The following is a 17,043-nucleotide window of genomic DNA, read 5'->3' on the forward strand; positions in this document are numbered from 1 at the left end:
CATAACAAATGAAACGTTCCGGAACCGCAACTTTACCACTTCACTACGGAAAAGTACCGCCTTGGCTCTACGAAAGAATGGCTGTACTTGGGCTTTCTATTGTTGAAGTAATGCTTGCAGACTACGGGAAAAATGAAGTTCTCCGAAGGTTGGCAGATCCTTTTTGGTTTCAAAGTTTTGGTGCAGTGATGGGAATGGATTGGCATTCTTCAGGAATTACAACTTCGGTAATGGGAGCTTTAAAACGCAGCATCAACCAAAATTCCAAAGAGCTCGGAATTTATATTTGTGGCGGAAAAGGAAAGCTTTCCAAAGAGACACCAAACGAACTTCTTCTCATCGCAGATAAAACCGGATTAGATGGAAACGAGTTAGTTCGTGCGAGTAAACTTTCAGCAAAAGTTGATAATACTGCGATTCAGGATGGTTATCAGTTATATCTTCACAATTTTATTTTGTCAGACGAAGGAAATTGGGCAGTTGTACAACAGGGAATGAATGATTCTGATGGTACAGCGCGCCGCTACCATTGGCATTCTGAAAATATGAAATCTTTTGTAGATGAACCTCATAAAGGAATTCAGGGAGTCAACCGTGGAAATATTCTAAATCTTACAGCAAATGAAGCACAGGAAAACCGCAAAGGAATTTTAGAAATTTCTCATACGAATTCTGAAAAGATCATGCAGGATTTTGCCAATTTAATTTTGCCGGCTCATCATGATGTTCGTGCTTCAGATGTTGATTTAAAAAAACTCGGAACGCTTTTGTACATGACCAGAGAAAATCAGCCTGAAAATTTTGAAGAATTATTGTTGTTAAAAGGAGTAGGGCCACGAACTTTACAGAGTCTTGCTTTGGTAAGTGAAGTTATCCATGGTGCTCCTTCAAGATTCAGAGATCCTGCGAGATTTTCTTTTGCACACGGCGGAAAAGACGGTCATCCGTTTCCTGTTCCTATTAATGTTTATGATGAAACCATCAATATTCTCCAAAAAGGAATTGAAAAATCTAAATTGGGAAACTCTGATAAGTTACAATCCATTAATAAACTTCACACGATTATTTCAGAAGCTGAGAAAAATTTCACTCCGGATTTTGATATTAATGAAGTCATTGAGGAAGAACGCCAAAATTCATGGAGATTTGGTGGGAAAACAGTATTCGGCGATGCTGAAAAACCTTCAAAACCTAAACCAATTCAGCTTTCTTTGTTTTAAATTTTTGACTTAGGAAACGGAGACGTTAATAAAATTATAATTTAATCCGTTAAAAAATTCCCATTGTTTGAGCACGTTGATAAATTTGAAAAAAATAAAAAATATTGATTCGTGCGAGTTTTGAAAATTTTAGTCGGAGTTTCCCGTCTTGAATTTTTGGTTCTTTTGTTTGACTTCGTCGAATCTTCGATTTCAAGACAAAAGAACTAAATGATAATTTATACAAAATATTTCACTTTTAATTCCAATAAAAATTTTAATTTTAAAATCTCAAAATATTAATTGGATGACCAGCAAAGCCTTCGAAGTTTATCGTGATTTTCCTTTTTTCTTTCAAGAAGAACTTGATGAAATTATTCAGGCGCACGAAAAAGTAGTTTTCCAAAAAGGAGAAGCTATTCTTCAGGAAGGCAAAATGGCCAATGAATATTATATTTTAGAAAAAGGTTTGGCGCGTTCTTTTGTTAATGATTTTAACGGAAATGATGTGACAACAAATTTTTTTACAGAAAACGAAATTATCATCGATGTTTCTTCTCTGTTTCAAAGAATTCCCACTCAGGAAAATATGGTCTGCATTACAGATTGCGAATGTTGGAAGCTTGATTTTGATGTTTTCCAGGAGCTTTTTCATAAAATCCCGAACCTTAGAGAATGGGGAAGAGCCTGGATGTCTCAACAGCTTTTTTTATACAAACAGCGGTCTGTAGAGATGTTTACACTTTCTGCAACCAAACGTTACCTTCATCTTTTAGAACAAAAATCTCAGGTGATACAATTTGCACCTTTAAAACAAATTGCTTCTTATCTGGGAATTACAGACACTTCATTAAGCAGAATCCGCAAAGAAATAGTATCTCATCCGAAGAAAAATTAAATCTTGTCTTATGGCAAGTTGATTTTCGCAATGACTTGGTAATTTTGGTTAAAAGTTTAACATCAAAAATTACAAAATGGAAATCAATCAAATTTACGTCAACCTTCCCGTAAAAGATGTTCAGAAAACGAGAGAATTCTGGACTAAACTAGGTTTTTCGATCAACGAACAATTTTCCGATGAAAAAGCAATCTGTGTAATAATGAAGCAAGATCATATTTACACCATGTTTTTAAAAGAAGAGTTTTTCCAAACTTTTACAGACAGACCCGTTGCAAAAGGAGATACCACTCAAACGCTTCTTGCAATTGGCGTAAACAGTCGTGAAGAAGTAGATGAAATGGTGAAAACTGCTACAGAAAATGGAGGTTCGAAATACAGTGAACCAAGAGATTATGGCTGGATGTATCAGAAAACTTTTTCAGATTTAGACGGTCATCAATGGGAAGTACTTTTTTCAGATATGTCCCAGCTTCCTGCGGATTTTTAAATCTTCATATTTAACCTAAAAAAAATTGAAAAAATGAAAGTCAATCAAATTTACGTGAATCTTCCGGTGAAAGATATTCAGAAAACAAAAGAGTTTTGGACTAAAGTAGGATTCTCCATCAACGAACAGTTTTCAGACGATAAGGCAGTTTGTGTGGTGATGAGCGATACTATCTATGTGATGTTTTTAACGGAAGAATATTTTCAGACTTTTTCAGAAAGACCGGTTCCGAATGGCGATACTACACAAGTCTTGGTTGCAATCGGTTTAAACAGCCGTGAAGAAGTTGATCAGGTTGTAAATGCTGCTGTAGCGAATGGAGCTTATCAACATGAAGAACCACAGGATTACGGATGGATGTATCAAAATTCTTTTTGGGACATCAATGGACATGGTTGGAATGTCACTTTTGCAGATATGTCACAAATACCTACTGAGTAATTGAGGCTCTCGCAGATTTAGCTAATACCGCAGATTTATAAAGTGAAAAATTTGCTATAAAAAATAATAATAAACCCACAAATGGTCTTCAAATATTCACAATTATCCGTGAAAATCTGAGAAATCCGTGGGTGAAAAAAATCAAAATTATGGATACACCAAAATCATCAAAATTAGAAATTATAATTCCTGCATTTCGAGGACACAGTCAGAGTTTTCTGATGGTTCTTGATGGAATTTCAGAAGAAGATGCTTTAAAAAGAATTGAAGGCAGAACAAACCACATCGTTTGGATGGTTGGAAATTTTCTCGATATGCGTTATGCAATGGGAAGCGTACTCGGTTTAAATGAAGAATTTGAATTTAAAGATTTTTTCTTTCAGGGAAAAGCCTTAGACGAAAACTTAGAATATCCATCTTTACAGCAATTGAAAGATTCTTTTCATAAAATTTCACCTCTTGTTTATCAGAAATTATTGGAAGCTTCAGACGAAGATTTAGCAAAAGCTTTTCCAATGGGAATGAATATCGAATTTTTCCCTGAAAACGTGCTTAATTTCGTTGGAATGTGCATCGGTCGTGAAGATTATCTCTGCGGACAAATCGGATTGATGCGTAGAATTCTCAATTACGAAGGAATGAAATACGACTTTGATGAGAATATGAAGTATTAAAATCAAATGTAGATTTGAGTATATTTCAAACAGATTCTTTTTCGTTCAGAATGACAAATTGAATGAAAATATAACTTATTTTCTTTGCTGAGTAGGACGCCTTTACGAACGAAAAATGTTTTCAAATACTTTAAAGAAAATCTTTGTGCTCTTTGCGTTTAGATAAACACAAATGACACAAATATTTACACAAATTTCACGATAAATTTAATTGTTTTATTCGTGAAAACCATTAGCGAAATTCGTGTTTAAAAAAAACTAACTTTTAAAAAATAAAAATCATGGCAAAATTAAATCCGTACCTGAATTTTGATGGTACAGCAGAAAAAGCATTTACATTTTACAAATCTGTTTTCGGCGGAGAATTCGTTGGAGAGATCCACAAAATGGGTAACGCTCCCGGAACTGAAAATTTATCAGACGAAGAAAAAAACAGAGTGATGCACATTGCGCTTCCTATTGGGGGTGACCTTTTGATGGCTTCAGACATTGTGCCGTCATTCGGACAAAACTTAACCGTTGGAAACAATAATTATGTTTCTGTTTTCCCGGATTCCAAAGAAGACGCAGATAGAATTTTCAAGGGACTTTCTGAAGGTGGAAATATCGAAATGCCACTTGAAGACCAGTTTTGGGGTGATTATTTCGGAAGTTTTCAGGATAAGTTCGGTGTTCATTGGATGATCAATTATAACGAAGAATACACAAAATAGTTTTATATTTAATTAATGAAAGGGTAGATGTTGAGTTTACCCTTCTTTTTACACATTAAAAAACAAAATATTAAATGGATAAAGTTAAAATTGACATTACAATCTTGGCGTCCGTGGAAAAAGTTTGGGATTATTTTAATGCTCCAAAACATATTACCAAATGGAATTTCGCTCATGAAAGCTGGTTTTGCCCAAGTTCTGAAAACGATCTGAAAGTAGGTGGAAAATTCAATAATAGAATGGAAGCAAAAGACGGAAGTTTCGGCTTTGATTTTATAGGAGTTTATGACGAAGTAGTTCCGAATGAAAGAATAAAATATCACATTGAAGACGGAAGAGAAGTAGAAGTGATTTTTGAGAAAATAGACGAGAAAACAACCAAAGTGACCGAAATTTTTGATCCTGAAAAACAAAATTCAGTTGAGATGCAGCGTGAAGGTTGGTATGCGATTCTTAATAATTTTCATAAATATGTAGAAAACCATTAAACTTTAAAGCTGTAATCATGATCAATTTAGTAATAATGGCAAGATGCTTAAAGCCTATTTATACTGAGAATTATGTTGTGGAAAACAAATTTTTGCAGGGTATTATAGCAATGCCTGCAAGAAGAGCGCTGGAAAAAAAACAAATAGATTCTCTCACAAAACTGTCAGATTATTCTGAAAAAGAAGTAATGAAATTTCATGGTTTCGGAAAAAATACGATTTCGAAGCTTAAAAACTATATGAAAGAAAATAATTTTTCTTTTAAAAATTAAACACTTTGTCAAAGTTTAAATCTTTGACAAAGTGTTATATAAAATCAACAAGAATAAATCAAAATTATGAATAACAATATTTTCCCATGTCTTTGGTATGATGGGGATGCAAAAGAATCAGCTGAATTTTACTGCAAAATATTCGACGGAAAAATTACAGCAGATACTCCGATGGTATTGAATATAGAACTTTTCGGACAAAAATTAATGCTTTTAAATGGAGGTCCACATTTTGAAAAAAATGCTTCCGTTTCATTGATGGTGATGTGCGAAACTGAGGAAGAGGTTCAGAAATATTGGGATCAATTAGAAGATGGAGGGATTGTTTTGATGGCATTAGATTCTTATCCTTGGAGTAAAAAATACGGTTGGATTAGGGATAAATTTGGCGTAACATGGCAATTATATTTAGGTGAAAAGAAAAGTGAGCAAAGAATTATTCCGACTTTAATGTTTATTCATCAAAATAACGGAAAGGCAATGGAAGCTATGAAATTGTACACAGAAGTTTTTCCTAATTCAAAAATAGAAAGCGTTCTGAAATACGGAGACGGAGTAGGAGATGAAAACCACGAAGTTCCGGAAAATGTACAGCACGCCCATTTCCAGATTAATGGCTATTCTTTATTCTGCATGGATAATTCTTACGATCATAAATTCGATTTTAATGAGGGGATTTCAATGGTTATTATGACAGAAAATCAGGAAGAAACAGATCATTTTTGGAATTCGTTAACTGCAGATGGCGGAAGAGAAAGTATGTGTGGTTGGCTGAAAGATAAATTCGGAATGAGCTGGCAAATTGTACCTAAAAGATTAATCGAATTGATGAGCGACTCTGATCAGCTGAAAGCGCAAAAAGTAGTACAGGCAATGATGAAAATGCAGAAAATTGTGATTCGGGATTTAGAAGAATCTTATAATTTTTAGGCAATTAAGCTGGAAGTTTGATGTTGGAGGCTGGAAGTAATATAAAGACTGAAATAACTTCCAACATCCAGCTTCCAACAACTAACCTTTTCCTCTTCGGCTTGCTGTTTGATGATATTCATAAAAAGATTTGCTTATGAAGACACAGAACAAGTCAAAATCACTTTCCAAAGTACCTAAAGAAGGTTTGTATCCTGAAATTATCAGACAAAATTATTTAGGAAGTAAAAAACTACTTAATAAAAAAGCAATCATCTCAGGTGGCGACAGCGGAATAGGACAAGCTGTAGCGGTGCATTTTGCAAGAGAAGGAGCCGATGTTGCTGTTATTTATAAAGAAAGTGTAAAAGAAGCTAAAGAAACCAAGAAACTAGTTGAAAAAGAAGGACAGAAATGTATTCTTCTAAAAGGGGATATTTCTAAAAAAGCATTTAGAAAAAATTCTTTAGAAAAGATTGCTAAAGAATGGAAAACCATTGATATTTTGGTTAATAATGCTGGAATTCAGTTTCCAAAAAGCGATGTCGAAAAAATTTCAGATGATCAGATTAACGAAACATTCAATGTCAATATCATTTCAATGATTTCATTTACAAGAGATTGTTTGAAATTAATGAATAAAGGCGGGCGAATAATTTGTACCACTTCGGTAACTGCTTATCGTGGCAGCGATCATCTCATAGATTATTCGTCAACAAAAGGCGCAATTGCAACATTCGTTCGTTCTCTGGCGACAAATCTTGCAGAGCAGAAAATTTTGGTTAACGGTGTTGCTCCCGGTCCGATCTGGACTCCGTTAGTGAAAGAAACTTTTGACGATATTGCTTCTTTCGGAAAAGATACACCTTTAAAAAGAGCCGGCCAACCTTCAGAAGTTGCACCTGCATATGTTTTTCTGGCTTCGGAAGATTCCAGTTTTATCACGGGTGAAATCATTCACATCAATGGCGGAGATTTTGTAGGTGGATAAATAATTTTACTTAAACCTAAAAATTAAATTATGGAAATTTTAGAATTTGAAATAAAGATCAACGCAACTCCAGAAAAAATATGGACGGTTCTTTGGGACGACATGCATTATAGACAATGGATCTCAGCGTTCACGAAAGGCTCTTTTTATGTAGGAACTTGGGATGAAGACAGTATTATTAAATTTTTTGATCCCAATAACAACGGAATGTACAGCCGTGTTTTAAAAAATGATCCCAATAAAGAGATGACTTTTCTACATTTAGGGGAAATTTACGATGGTATAGAAGTTCCACAAGATTGGGGTGATGCCACGGAAACTTATACATTAGAGGAAACTGAAGAGGAAACAATATTAAAAGCCACCATTAAATCTTCACCAGAATTCAAGGACTTTTTTGAAGAAAAATTACCTGCAGCACTTCAGAATGTGAAAAATTTGGCTGAAAATCAGCTTTGATTTATTAGAAAGACACCATTGTTTTTTACCAAAATTATACCCAAAAAAAATCATTATTATGGAAAACTTATCATACAATATCATTATTGATGCCCCAAAACAAAAAATATGGGACGTTTTGTGGACCCCAGAAACGTATAGTGAATGGACAAAATTTTTCAATCCTAAATCAATTTCATTGATGAGATCGGATTGGAAAGTTGGCGGAAAGACCTATTTTACAAATACCGAAGGCGAAGGAATGGTTTCCACAATCGACAGTCTGGAAAAACCTGATCAGATCGTTTTTAAACATTTGGGAATGGTTGATAAAGACGGAAATGAAGACACTCAAAGCAAAGAAGTGATGGAGTGGAACGGTTCTTTCGAAAAGTATTTCCTGATCTCGCTTGATGATGGAACGGTGAAACTTCAGGCAGAAGTTCAGGCCGAGACCGAATGGAAAGACCACATGAATGAGGGTTTTACAAAAGGTTTACAGATCGTGAAAGATCTTTCCGAATCAAAATAATATGAATCGAATAGTATCTATCAAGAGGTTTTTACAGGAAACCTCTTTTTTTATTTAACTTTAAAAAATATTCTCAATCATCTGTGGAAATCTGTGATATCTGTGGGAGTCTAAAACAATTATCATGAAACTACTGGCAATTCTTTTTATTACATTCATTTTAGCGCTACTGGGCACAAAAATATTTCAGGGAAATTGGGATCTATTATTTTCAGGAAATCTCGGAATGGCAGTTTTTATGCTATTCACAGGCTTTGCCCATTTTAAATTCCAGAAAGGAATGGCTTTAATGATTCCTGAGTTTATTCCGGCAAAAATGTTTTGGGTCTATTTTACAGGTGTAATCGAGATTGCCGCAGCAATTGGTTTAATGATTCCTTCAATTCGTGAGATTACTTCAATCTTGTTGATCATCTTTTTTGTGTTAATATTTATTGCAAATATCGATTCGTCAAGAAAGAAAGTCAATATTTTTAAAGCAAATTATTCAGGTCCCGGAATGGTTTATTTGTATAAAGAAAGAATTCCCATGCAGATTATTTTAATAGTCTGGACTTGGTTTTTTGGAATTTATCTGAACTGAAAATGAGTTTTAAATCGATTAAAATAACTTTGATGTAAACAAAATTTAAAACCAACATCACAATTTTTCTCTCTCACCGAAAATCCTTATTTTTGCATATCTAAAAAGTAAAAGTAAAGAAATGAATTCCTACAAAAATCCATTGGAAGAGCGCTACTCCAGTGAAGAAATGTTATTTAACTTTTCTCATAACAATAAATTCCAGAATTGGAGAAAGCTTTGGATCGCCCTTGCTGAAATCGAAAAAGACCTTGGACTTGACATCACAGACGAGCAAATCGCTGAGTTAAAAGCCAATGCAGAAAACATCGATTATGATGCAGCTGCAGCTTATGAGAAAAAATTCCGTCATGATGTAATGGCTCACGTTCACGCTTATGGTGATGTTGCGCCTTCTGCAAAAGGAATTATTCACTTGGGAGCAACTTCGGCGTTTGTAGGAGACAATACAGATTTAATTCAGATCCGTGACGGACTTTTAATTTTAAAGAAAAAGTTGGTGAACGTGATGAAAAATCTTTCTGATTTTGCTATTCAATACAAAGATTTACCAACTTTAGGATTTACACACTTCCAACCAGCTCAGCTAACAACTGTTGGAAAAAGAGCAACACTTTGGTTACAAAGTTTAGTTCTTGATATTGAAGAATTGGATTTCTTCTTAGAAACTCTACGTTTCAGAGGAGTAAAAGGAACAACAGGAACTGCTGCAAGTTTCCTTGAGCTTTTCAATGGTGATTATTCTAAAGTAAAACATTTAGATAAAGAATTGTCAAAAAGATTCGGATTCGAAAAAGTTTTCGGAGTTTCCGGACAAACTTATGACAGAAAAATTGATGCTAAAGTTGTGGCTTTATTAGGAAATATTGCTCAATCTGCACATAAATTTACAAACGATCTACGTCTTCTTCAGAATTTGAAAGAAATAGAAGAACCATTCGAGAAAAACCAAATCGGTTCATCTGCAATGGCTTACAAACGTAACCCAATGAGAAGCGAAAGGATCGGAGCGTTGGCAAAATACGTAATGTCTTTAACGACAAGCTCTGCAATGGTTGCTTCAACACAATGGTTCGAAAGAACTTTGGATGATTCTGCAAACAAGAGATTAACTATTCCTCAGGCGTTTTTAGCGGTTGATGCGATCCTATTGATTTGGAATAACATTATGAATGGAATCGTAGTTTATCCGAACAGAATCAACAAACATATTATGGAAGAACTTCCTTTTATGGCGACAGAATACATCATCATGGAAGAGGTGAAAGCTGGTGGTGACCGTCAGGAAATCCACGAAGTAATCAGAGTTCATTCTATGGAAGCGTCTAAGAAAGTGAAAGAAGAAGGTAAAGAAAACGACCTTATCGAAAGGATCTTAAATGACGATTCATTAAAGCTAGACAAATCAAAATTAAAAGAAGTTCTTGATCCTAAAAATTTCATTGGTTTTGCACCTATTCAGACGGAAGAATTCATCGCAAATGAAGTTCAGCCGATAATTGATGCTAACAAAGACTTGATAGGATTAGAAGCCGATCTTAAAGTATAAATTGATATGCAGTCTTTTTGGGCTGCATATTTTGCATTACACTTTGTCAAAGTTGAAAATCTTTGACAAAGTTTTGAAAACTGAAATGTTTTTTGGACAGCTTTATCCGCCTTCCGTTCCCGCTTTTTGCCTCCACTTTGTTGCGGCAAAAGAGCTCCACTCAAGTCGGGCTGCAAAATGGAGGTTGCCAAAATAAATTTCAGTTAAAAAATTAAAATAAACCTAATAAATATCTGACATCTAATGTCTAATAACAAAAGAATTTTCGTAGAAAAAAGAGGTATTTTCGATGTAGAAAGTCCAAAAATTTTTGATGAAGTAAAAGCGGTTGTTCCGTCTATCCAAAGCGTAAAAGTGTATAACGTTTACGATATTTTTGGATTAAACGATGGTGAATTCGAAAAAGTGGTAAACAGCACTTTCGTAGATCCGGTTACTGATATTTTGATCGAAGAAAATCCTGCACAAGGAACTCATTTCGCATTAGAATTTTTACCGGGACAATACGATCAGCGTGCTGATTCTGCACAACAGTGTATTGCTTTACTGACTGAAAATGAGAAGTCTAAAGTAAGAAGCGGTAAACTTATCGAGTTCGAAGGAGTTTCTGAATCTGATTTGGTTAAGATCAAAGACCTTTTGATCAATAAAGTAGAATCTCAGGAGAAAGATCTATCAACTTTAAATATTCCTGCGGAAGAAACACCGTCAAAAGTGATTGTTCACGAAGGTTTTATCAATTTTGATGATGTTCAGCTTGAAGCATTCTTTAATGATCACGGTTTTGCTTTAGGATTGGATGATTTGAAATTCATTCAGGAATATTTTAAAACAGAAAAGAGAAACCCTACGGAAACTGAACTTAAAGTTTTAGATACGTATTGGAGCGACCACTGTCGTCACACAACGTTTGAAACAGAATTGTCAAATATTGAATTTGAAGGACAGTTTAAACATACATTGGAAACTATTTTCAATGATTATATCGAAAAAAGAAAATTCTTAGGACGCGAATTGAAACCAATCTCTTTAATGGATTTGGCGACCGTTTGCGGAAGATATTTTAGTAAAACCGGAAAGCTTGATAACTTGGTGGTTTCAGACGAAATCAACGCTTGTACCATCCAAATAGAAGCTGAATATGATGGTAAAAAAGAACCTTGGTATTTATTATTCAAAAACGAAACGCACAATCACCCAACAGAAATCGAACCTTTTGGTGGAGCTTCAACATGTTTAGGAGGCGCGATCAGAGACCCTTTGTCCGGACGTTCTTTTGTTTTCCAGGCAATGAGATTGACGGGTGCTGCTGATGTTTTAGAATCAGTTGACCAAACATTACCAGGAAAATTACCTCAAAAAACAATTACAAAGCAAGCTGCGAACGGATATTCTTCTTACGGTAACCAAATCGGTTTGGCGACTACAATGGTTTCTGAAATCTACGATGAAGGCTACAAAGCAAAAAGAATGGAGGTCGGTTTCGTTGCCGGAGCTGTTCCTGTGGATTGGGTAAGACGTGAAAAGCCTCAAGCTGGTGATTCTATCATTATTTTAGGGGGTGCAACAGGTCGTGACGGAGTTGGTGGAGCAAGCGGAAGTTCGAAAGAACAGGACGAAACTTCAATCCACACGATGAGTTCTGAAGTTCAGAAAGGAAATGCGGTTGAAGAACGTAAAATCCAGAGATTATTCAGAAATCCTGAAGTAGCGAGATTGATTAAAAAATCGAATGATTTCGGAGCGGGTGGAGTTTCTGTAGCAATCGGTGAGATTGCTGATTCTTTGGAAGTTAACTTGGATGTTTTACCTTTAAAATACGAAGGTTTGAACGGAACCGAGCTTGCTATTTCTGAATCTCAGGAAAGAATGGCGGTTGTGGTTGAACCAAAAGATAAAGAACAGTTCATCAAATTCTGTGAAGCTGAAAACATTGTGGCTGTAGAAGTTGCAAAAGTAACAGATTCTGGAAGAATGCAGATGTTTTGGAAAGGTGATAAAATTGTTGACCTTTCAAGAGCGTTTTTGGATACAAACGGTTGTTCTAAAAGCCAAGAAGTTAAGATTACACATCTTAATGAATTGAAAGAAGAGGCACAGACTTTTAACGAAGAGAATTTCTTAAAAATATTAAGCGATAAAAATGTTGCCTCTCAAAAAGGTTTGTTGGAAATGTTCGATTCATCGATTGGTGCTACTACGGTTGCGATGCCTTTAGGTGGAAAATATCAGCAGACTTTGATGGAAGGAAGCGTTCAGACGTTACCAATTTTAGGAGCAAAAGACATCGAAACGGTTTCTTTGGCAAGTTGGGGATTTGATGCTGAAATTTCAAAGCAAAACTCATTGTTAGGAGCTTCTTATGCAGTGGTTGAAAGTGTTGCGAAGATCGTTGCGATGGGTGGCGATTATAAAAATATCAGATTCAGTTTCCAGGAATATTTTGAAAAATTAGGACAAAATCCAGAAAAGTGGGGGAAACCTTTGGCGTCTCTTTTGGGTGCTTATGATGCTCAAATCAATTTTGGTTTAGCAGCGATTGGAGGCAAAGATTCAATGAGTGGAACATACCAGGATTTGAATGTTCCCCCAACGTTGATTTCTTTCGCTTGTGCTAATGGAGAAAAGAAAAATATCATCTCTCCGGAATTTAAACAGGCAGGAAATAAATTGTATTTCTTCAACCATATTCCACAGGAAAACGGACTTCCAAACTATGATAAGTTGAAAGATGTTTACGAACTTATTTTCGAAAATATCAAAGCTGGAAAAGTGGTTTCTGTGAAGACGATTAAAGAAGGTGGAGTTGCAGTTGCTTTAGCAAAAATGAGTTTCGGAAACAGATTGGGAGCTGAAATAAATATTGCTGATGAGAACGTTTTATTAGCTAAAAATATCGGAAGTTTAATCATCGAATCTAATGAAGAATTAAGTTCTGTTGAACTTCAATTAATTGGTGAAGTAAAAAATTCAAATGTTATGAAAATCAATAATTTGAATTTTGAAATCGAAAAATTACTTGAAGCGAATACAAAAACTTTCGAAAATCTTTTCTCAACGGTTGAAAAAGAAAAAATCGTGGTTGAATTAGATTCAAAACTGAACTCAATCAACCCAAGAAATATCATTATTAAGAAACACGGGATTGCTCAGCCAAAAGTTTTTGCACCGATTTTCCCAGGGACAAACTGTGAGTATGATACGTTGAATGCTTTTGCAAAAGAAGGCGCAATTGTCAACAGTTTACCTTTAATCAATATCAATCATCAGTTGCTTGACGAAAGCATCGATGCGTGGGTGGAAGAAATTAAACAGTCGCAAATTTTAGCATTCTCTGGAGGGTTTTCTGCAGGTGACGAACCAGATGGTTCTGCTAAGTTTATCGTGAATGTTTTGAAGAACGAAAAGATGAAAAATGCCGTTCACGAATTGCTTGACAGAGACGGGATGATTATCGGAATTTGTAACGGTTTCCAAGCGTTGGTAAAGTCAGGATTGTTGCCTTACGGAAGAATCAAAGATTTGGATGAAAATTCTCCGACGTTGGCTCACAACGCCATCAGAAGACACATTTCTCAAATGGTCAATGTGAAAGTATTAAATGATGAATCGCCTTGGTTGAAAGGAATGAAAGATCAAGTTTTCACCATTCCGATTTCTCACGGTGAAGGTCGTTTTATGGCTTCGGAAGAAGAAATTCAGAAATTATATGAAAACGGACAGATTGCCACTCAATATTTAGATTTAGACGGAAATATTGCTCACGGAATGCCATTCAATCCAAATAACTCATTATTCGGAATTGAGGGAATCACAAGTCCTTGTGGAAAAATCTACGGTAGAATGGGACACCCTGAACGTTTTGCAGAAGGATTGATGAAAAACATTCCAACTGCGAAATATCATAATATCTTTAAAAACGGAGTTGAGTATTTCAAATAAGCGATTTGATAATTAATTTTTAGTTCAAATCTAACGGATTTTAAAAACCAGTTAGGTTTAGAAAAAACAGATTATCTTCGTACCTAAAATTACAATTTGGATACTTCAAATAATAATAACAAGAAAATGACCGTCATCAATGGCGGTCATTTTTCAGATTTAGAAGGTTTTTACCAAGAGATTTCTCAACTTTTTATGAAAGATGAAGATTGGAAAGTAGGAACCTTAGATGGCTTTGATGATATTTTATATGGAGTTGAAACAGATATTGTTTGGAAAGATTCTCAAAAGTCAAAAGAAGATTTAGGTTTTGATCTAACTAAAGAATTTTACGAAAATAAGATCAGACAAGGGAAACCTTTCAATGTACAATTGATTCAGCAAAAATTAGACGAATTAATTGCCGGGAAAGGGCAGACTTTATTTGAAATTTTAATTGAAATTATAGAGTCGCATAAAAATATTACGTTGATTTTAGATTGATCTTTAAACATAAATTACACGAATGTTTTTCGCAAATAACACAAAATACCTGTGAAGATCTGAGAAATCTGTGGGAATTACCAGTATCAATTTAAAATTAATTGAGATTGTTTCGTCGCTTCGCTCCTCGCAATGACTGTTTAGTTAAAAATATATTTCCAGTAAACTAAAACTCCCACAATCACAGAAAGTATCGCCATCAAAGTAACGGCTCCTGCAGAAACATCTTTTATAAAACCTATTCTTTTATCAAATTCAGGTTGGATGATATTACAAATTTTCTCGATTGCTGTATTGAAAATTTCAGCAGTTAAAACTCCAAAACTGACAATAAGGATAAGAATTGTATCAAAATTTGACAGTTTTAGATAAAAAATCAGAAAAATATTGATTAAAAGGGCGAAAACTTCAAGTTGAAAATTTCTTTCAGATCTAAGCATAAAGAAAATACCTCTAAAAGCATTCAGAAAACTTTTATGAATCGGAGGTTTACGCATTTTTTCTTTTTTACAAATATAGAAAAAAGGATAAGATTTTAATTTTTCTCTTATATTTGATAAATTTTATTTTAATGATGAAAAATGTACTTTTTTTACTAGGCTTAGTAGTTTCTACTAACCTTTTTTCACAGAGCTATAAGAAAGAAATTGCCAAATCTTCTTGCGATTGCGTAAAGTCAATTAAGACCGAAGGAAAAAGTGGTTCTGCAATAACTGCGGAGCTTGGAGTGTGTATGCTGAAAGCTACAATGCCTTTTTCAAAAGAGATCAAAAAAGATTATAATATCGATCCTACTGCTGATATTATGGACAGTGCGAAAATGGAACAGTTAGGAATAAAAATGGGAATTCTGATGGCGGAAGAATGTCAGGAAGAGTTTTTAAAAATAGCTCAATATTCTGACGAGGCAGAGGGAGGAAAAGAATCTTCGGAGCTTTTGATCAACGGAACGGTATCTAAAATCGAGAAAGAAAACTTTATTGTTTTCCATGTGGTAGGAGAAAATAAGATACTGAATAAGCTTTACTGGATCTCTTCTGTGGATTCTAATTTAGATTTACCTAAAGAATATCAAACTTTGATGAACAAGAAAGTTAGCATCAGTTATTTTACGATGGAGATTTTTGATCCGAAAATTAACGACTACAAAACTCTGAATATTATCTCAACACTTAAAACAGAATAATGATGTTTGTTAATAACTCTCCATATTATTCTTTTTTATCTGTTTTCTATTTATTATATTTGTAGAAACTTATTTTTAAATCTATGAAATTTATTATTTCAAGTGGTGAACTGCAGAAGGCTTTGCAAACTGTAAGTGGCGTAATATCAAGTTCTCAGTCGAGACCGATTTTAGAAAATTATCTTTTTGAACTAAACGAAAACAACGTTACCATTACTGCATCTGATGGCGAAACGACACTCATTACTTCTTTGGAGGTAAAGTCTGACGATTCTGGTAAGTTTGCGGTTCCAGCTAAGATTTTTCAAGATTTTATTAAAACCTACGGCGAACAGCCTCTTACTTTGGTAGTGAAAGACAATGCTGAAGGTACAGGAAGTTTGCTTGAAATTTTGGATGAAAAAGATAATTTTGCTGTGGCTTTAGATAACGCAGACGATTATCCTGAAATTCCTGAATTTGATGCTTCTCAAAGTATTACAATGCCTGCAGGAGTTTTGTCTGAAGCTTTAACCAATACGCTTTTTGCAACAAGTAACGATTCTCTTCGTCCGGTAATGACAGGAGTTTTGTTCCAGTTTGGGGAAAACGAAACCAACTTTGTTTCTACAGATTCTCACAGATTGGTGGTGTACAAAAGAACAGATTTGATGAATGCCGAACCAATGGAATTCATCATGCCTAAAAAGCCTTTGAATATTTTCAAAAATATTTTAGCAAGCTCAAACGAAGATCTTACCATCGACTTCAACGAGAATATGGCTAAATTTACTTTTGGTAAACATATCTGGATCTGTAGATTGATTGACGGAAAATATCCTAATTATACTGCGGTAATCCCTAAAGAGAACCCGAATGTTTTGACAATCAACAGAAACCTTTTATTAGGAGCAATCAAAAGAGCGTCAATTATGTCTAATAAATCAACCAATCAGGTAAGATTCAAATTATCTGCAAATATTCTTCACCTTCACGCAGAAGATACAGAATATGCAAACAAAGCAGATATGCAGATTCCTTGTGATTATAACGGTGAAGACATCAATATCGGTTTCAGTTCTAAATTCTTAACAGAAATGTTGGGTATTTTAGGAGCAGATGATATTACCATGAAAATGTCTCAGCCGAACAGGCCGGGAATCATCGAGCCTCTTGATGGTCTTGAAGAAAACGAAAATATATTAATGCTTTCAATGCCGGTAATCGGATTGTAAGATTAAAAAAAATATAAGTGAAAAGGATCTCAAATTTTTGA

General features: G+C 34.7%; 19 protein-coding genes. 18 read left to right on the plus strand and 1 reads right to left on the minus strand.

From position 1 onward, the window contains the following. The first annotated feature begins 8 nt into the window (after positions 1 to 8). The 16 genes from OEW74_RS10395 (at position 9) to OEW74_RS10470 (ending at position 14,602) form a co-directional block, all read left to right on the plus strand. Positions 9 to 1,220 carry a DUF763 domain-containing protein gene (locus OEW74_RS10395; protein ID WP_265428417.1) on the plus strand — a complete coding sequence of 404 codons (1,212 nt, stop codon included), beginning with the start codon at positions 9 to 11 and terminating at the stop codon, positions 1,218 to 1,220. Positions 1,221 to 1,506: 286 nt separating this feature from the next. Beyond that, the gene (locus OEW74_RS10400) at positions 1,507 to 2,097 is read left to right on the plus strand and encodes a Crp/Fnr family transcriptional regulator (RefSeq protein WP_265428418.1); all 591 of its coding nucleotides are present in this window, start codon (positions 1,507 to 1,509) and stop codon (positions 2,095 to 2,097) included. Between the two features lie 76 nt (positions 2,098 to 2,173). Next, on the plus strand, positions 2,174 to 2,587 hold the full coding sequence (locus tag OEW74_RS10405; protein ID WP_175620562.1) for a VOC family protein: 414 nt from the start codon (positions 2,174 to 2,176) through the stop codon (positions 2,585 to 2,587). 33 nt (positions 2,588 to 2,620) lie between these two features. After that, positions 2,621 to 3,028, plus strand: coding sequence for a VOC family protein (locus OEW74_RS10410; RefSeq protein ID WP_265428419.1), 408 nt, complete (start codon positions 2,621 to 2,623; stop codon positions 3,026 to 3,028). Between the two features lie 149 nt (positions 3,029 to 3,177). Next, positions 3,178 to 3,702: a hypothetical protein gene (locus tag OEW74_RS10415; RefSeq protein WP_102979880.1), complete on the plus strand. Its 525-nt coding sequence runs from the start codon at positions 3,178 to 3,180 to the stop codon at positions 3,700 to 3,702. A gap of 281 nt (positions 3,703 to 3,983) precedes the next feature. Next, complete coding sequence (locus OEW74_RS10420; protein ID WP_265428421.1) at positions 3,984 to 4,415, plus strand: VOC family protein; 432 nt, start codon at positions 3,984 to 3,986, stop codon at positions 4,413 to 4,415. Between the two features lie 74 nt (positions 4,416 to 4,489). Beyond that, positions 4,490 to 4,903: an SRPBCC family protein gene (locus OEW74_RS10425; protein WP_265428422.1), complete on the plus strand. Its 414-nt coding sequence runs from the start codon at positions 4,490 to 4,492 to the stop codon at positions 4,901 to 4,903. Positions 4,904 to 4,920: 17 nt separating this feature from the next. Beyond that, positions 4,921 to 5,175, plus strand: a complete 255-nt coding sequence (locus OEW74_RS10430) for a hypothetical protein (RefSeq protein WP_265428423.1) — start codon at positions 4,921 to 4,923, stop codon at positions 5,173 to 5,175. Between the two features lie 66 nt (positions 5,176 to 5,241). Then, positions 5,242 to 6,105, plus strand: coding sequence for a VOC family protein (locus tag OEW74_RS10435; RefSeq protein ID WP_265428424.1), 864 nt, complete (start codon positions 5,242 to 5,244; stop codon positions 6,103 to 6,105). A gap of 136 nt (positions 6,106 to 6,241) precedes the next feature. After that, positions 6,242 to 7,075 (plus strand): SDR family oxidoreductase, encoded by an 834-nt coding sequence (locus OEW74_RS10440; protein ID WP_265428425.1) that lies wholly within the window; start codon positions 6,242 to 6,244, stop codon positions 7,073 to 7,075. 30 nt (positions 7,076 to 7,105) lie between these two features. Next, positions 7,106 to 7,534, plus strand: a complete 429-nt coding sequence (locus OEW74_RS10445) for an SRPBCC domain-containing protein (protein WP_265428426.1) — start codon at positions 7,106 to 7,108, stop codon at positions 7,532 to 7,534. Between the two features lie 58 nt (positions 7,535 to 7,592). Further along, positions 7,593 to 8,045, plus strand: a complete 453-nt coding sequence (locus tag OEW74_RS10450) for an SRPBCC family protein (RefSeq protein WP_265428427.1) — start codon at positions 7,593 to 7,595, stop codon at positions 8,043 to 8,045. A 124-nt stretch (positions 8,046 to 8,169) separates the two neighbouring features. Continuing rightward, positions 8,170 to 8,628, plus strand: coding sequence for a DoxX family protein (locus OEW74_RS10455; RefSeq protein WP_265428428.1), 459 nt, complete (start codon positions 8,170 to 8,172; stop codon positions 8,626 to 8,628). A gap of 121 nt (positions 8,629 to 8,749) precedes the next feature. Further along, positions 8,750 to 10,177 (plus strand): adenylosuccinate lyase, encoded by a 1,428-nt coding sequence (purB, locus tag OEW74_RS10460; protein WP_265428429.1) that lies wholly within the window; start codon positions 8,750 to 8,752, stop codon positions 10,175 to 10,177. Between the two features lie 243 nt (positions 10,178 to 10,420). Beyond that, positions 10,421 to 14,119 (plus strand): phosphoribosylformylglycinamidine synthase, encoded by a 3,699-nt coding sequence (locus tag OEW74_RS10465; protein ID WP_265428430.1) that lies wholly within the window; start codon positions 10,421 to 10,423, stop codon positions 14,117 to 14,119. A 96-nt stretch (positions 14,120 to 14,215) separates the two neighbouring features. Beyond that, entirely contained in the window at positions 14,216 to 14,602 is a 387-nt protein-coding gene (locus tag OEW74_RS10470) for a ribonuclease inhibitor (protein WP_265428431.1), read from the plus strand. Between the two features lie 140 nt (positions 14,603 to 14,742). On the opposite strand, the gene OEW74_RS10475 is transcribed toward OEW74_RS10470, so the two are convergent. Beyond that, positions 14,743 to 15,099, minus strand: a complete 357-nt coding sequence (locus tag OEW74_RS10475; protein WP_265428432.1) for a diacylglycerol kinase family protein — start codon at positions 15,097 to 15,099, stop codon at positions 14,743 to 14,745. Between the two features lie 74 nt (positions 15,100 to 15,173). Here OEW74_RS10475 and OEW74_RS10480 point away from each other — a divergent pair, with 74 nt between their 5' ends. Then, complete coding sequence (locus OEW74_RS10480) at positions 15,174 to 15,788, plus strand: hypothetical protein (protein ID WP_265428433.1); 615 nt, start codon at positions 15,174 to 15,176, stop codon at positions 15,786 to 15,788. Between the two features lie 83 nt (positions 15,789 to 15,871). Beyond that, entirely contained in the window at positions 15,872 to 17,002 is a 1,131-nt protein-coding gene (gene dnaN / locus OEW74_RS10485; protein ID WP_265428434.1) for a DNA polymerase III subunit beta, read from the plus strand. Positions 17,003 to 17,043: the final 41 nt, after the last annotated feature.

Source organism: Chryseobacterium sp. YIM B08800 (assembly GCF_026163565.1).
Classification (GTDB): domain Bacteria; phylum Bacteroidota; class Bacteroidia; order Flavobacteriales; family Weeksellaceae; genus Chryseobacterium.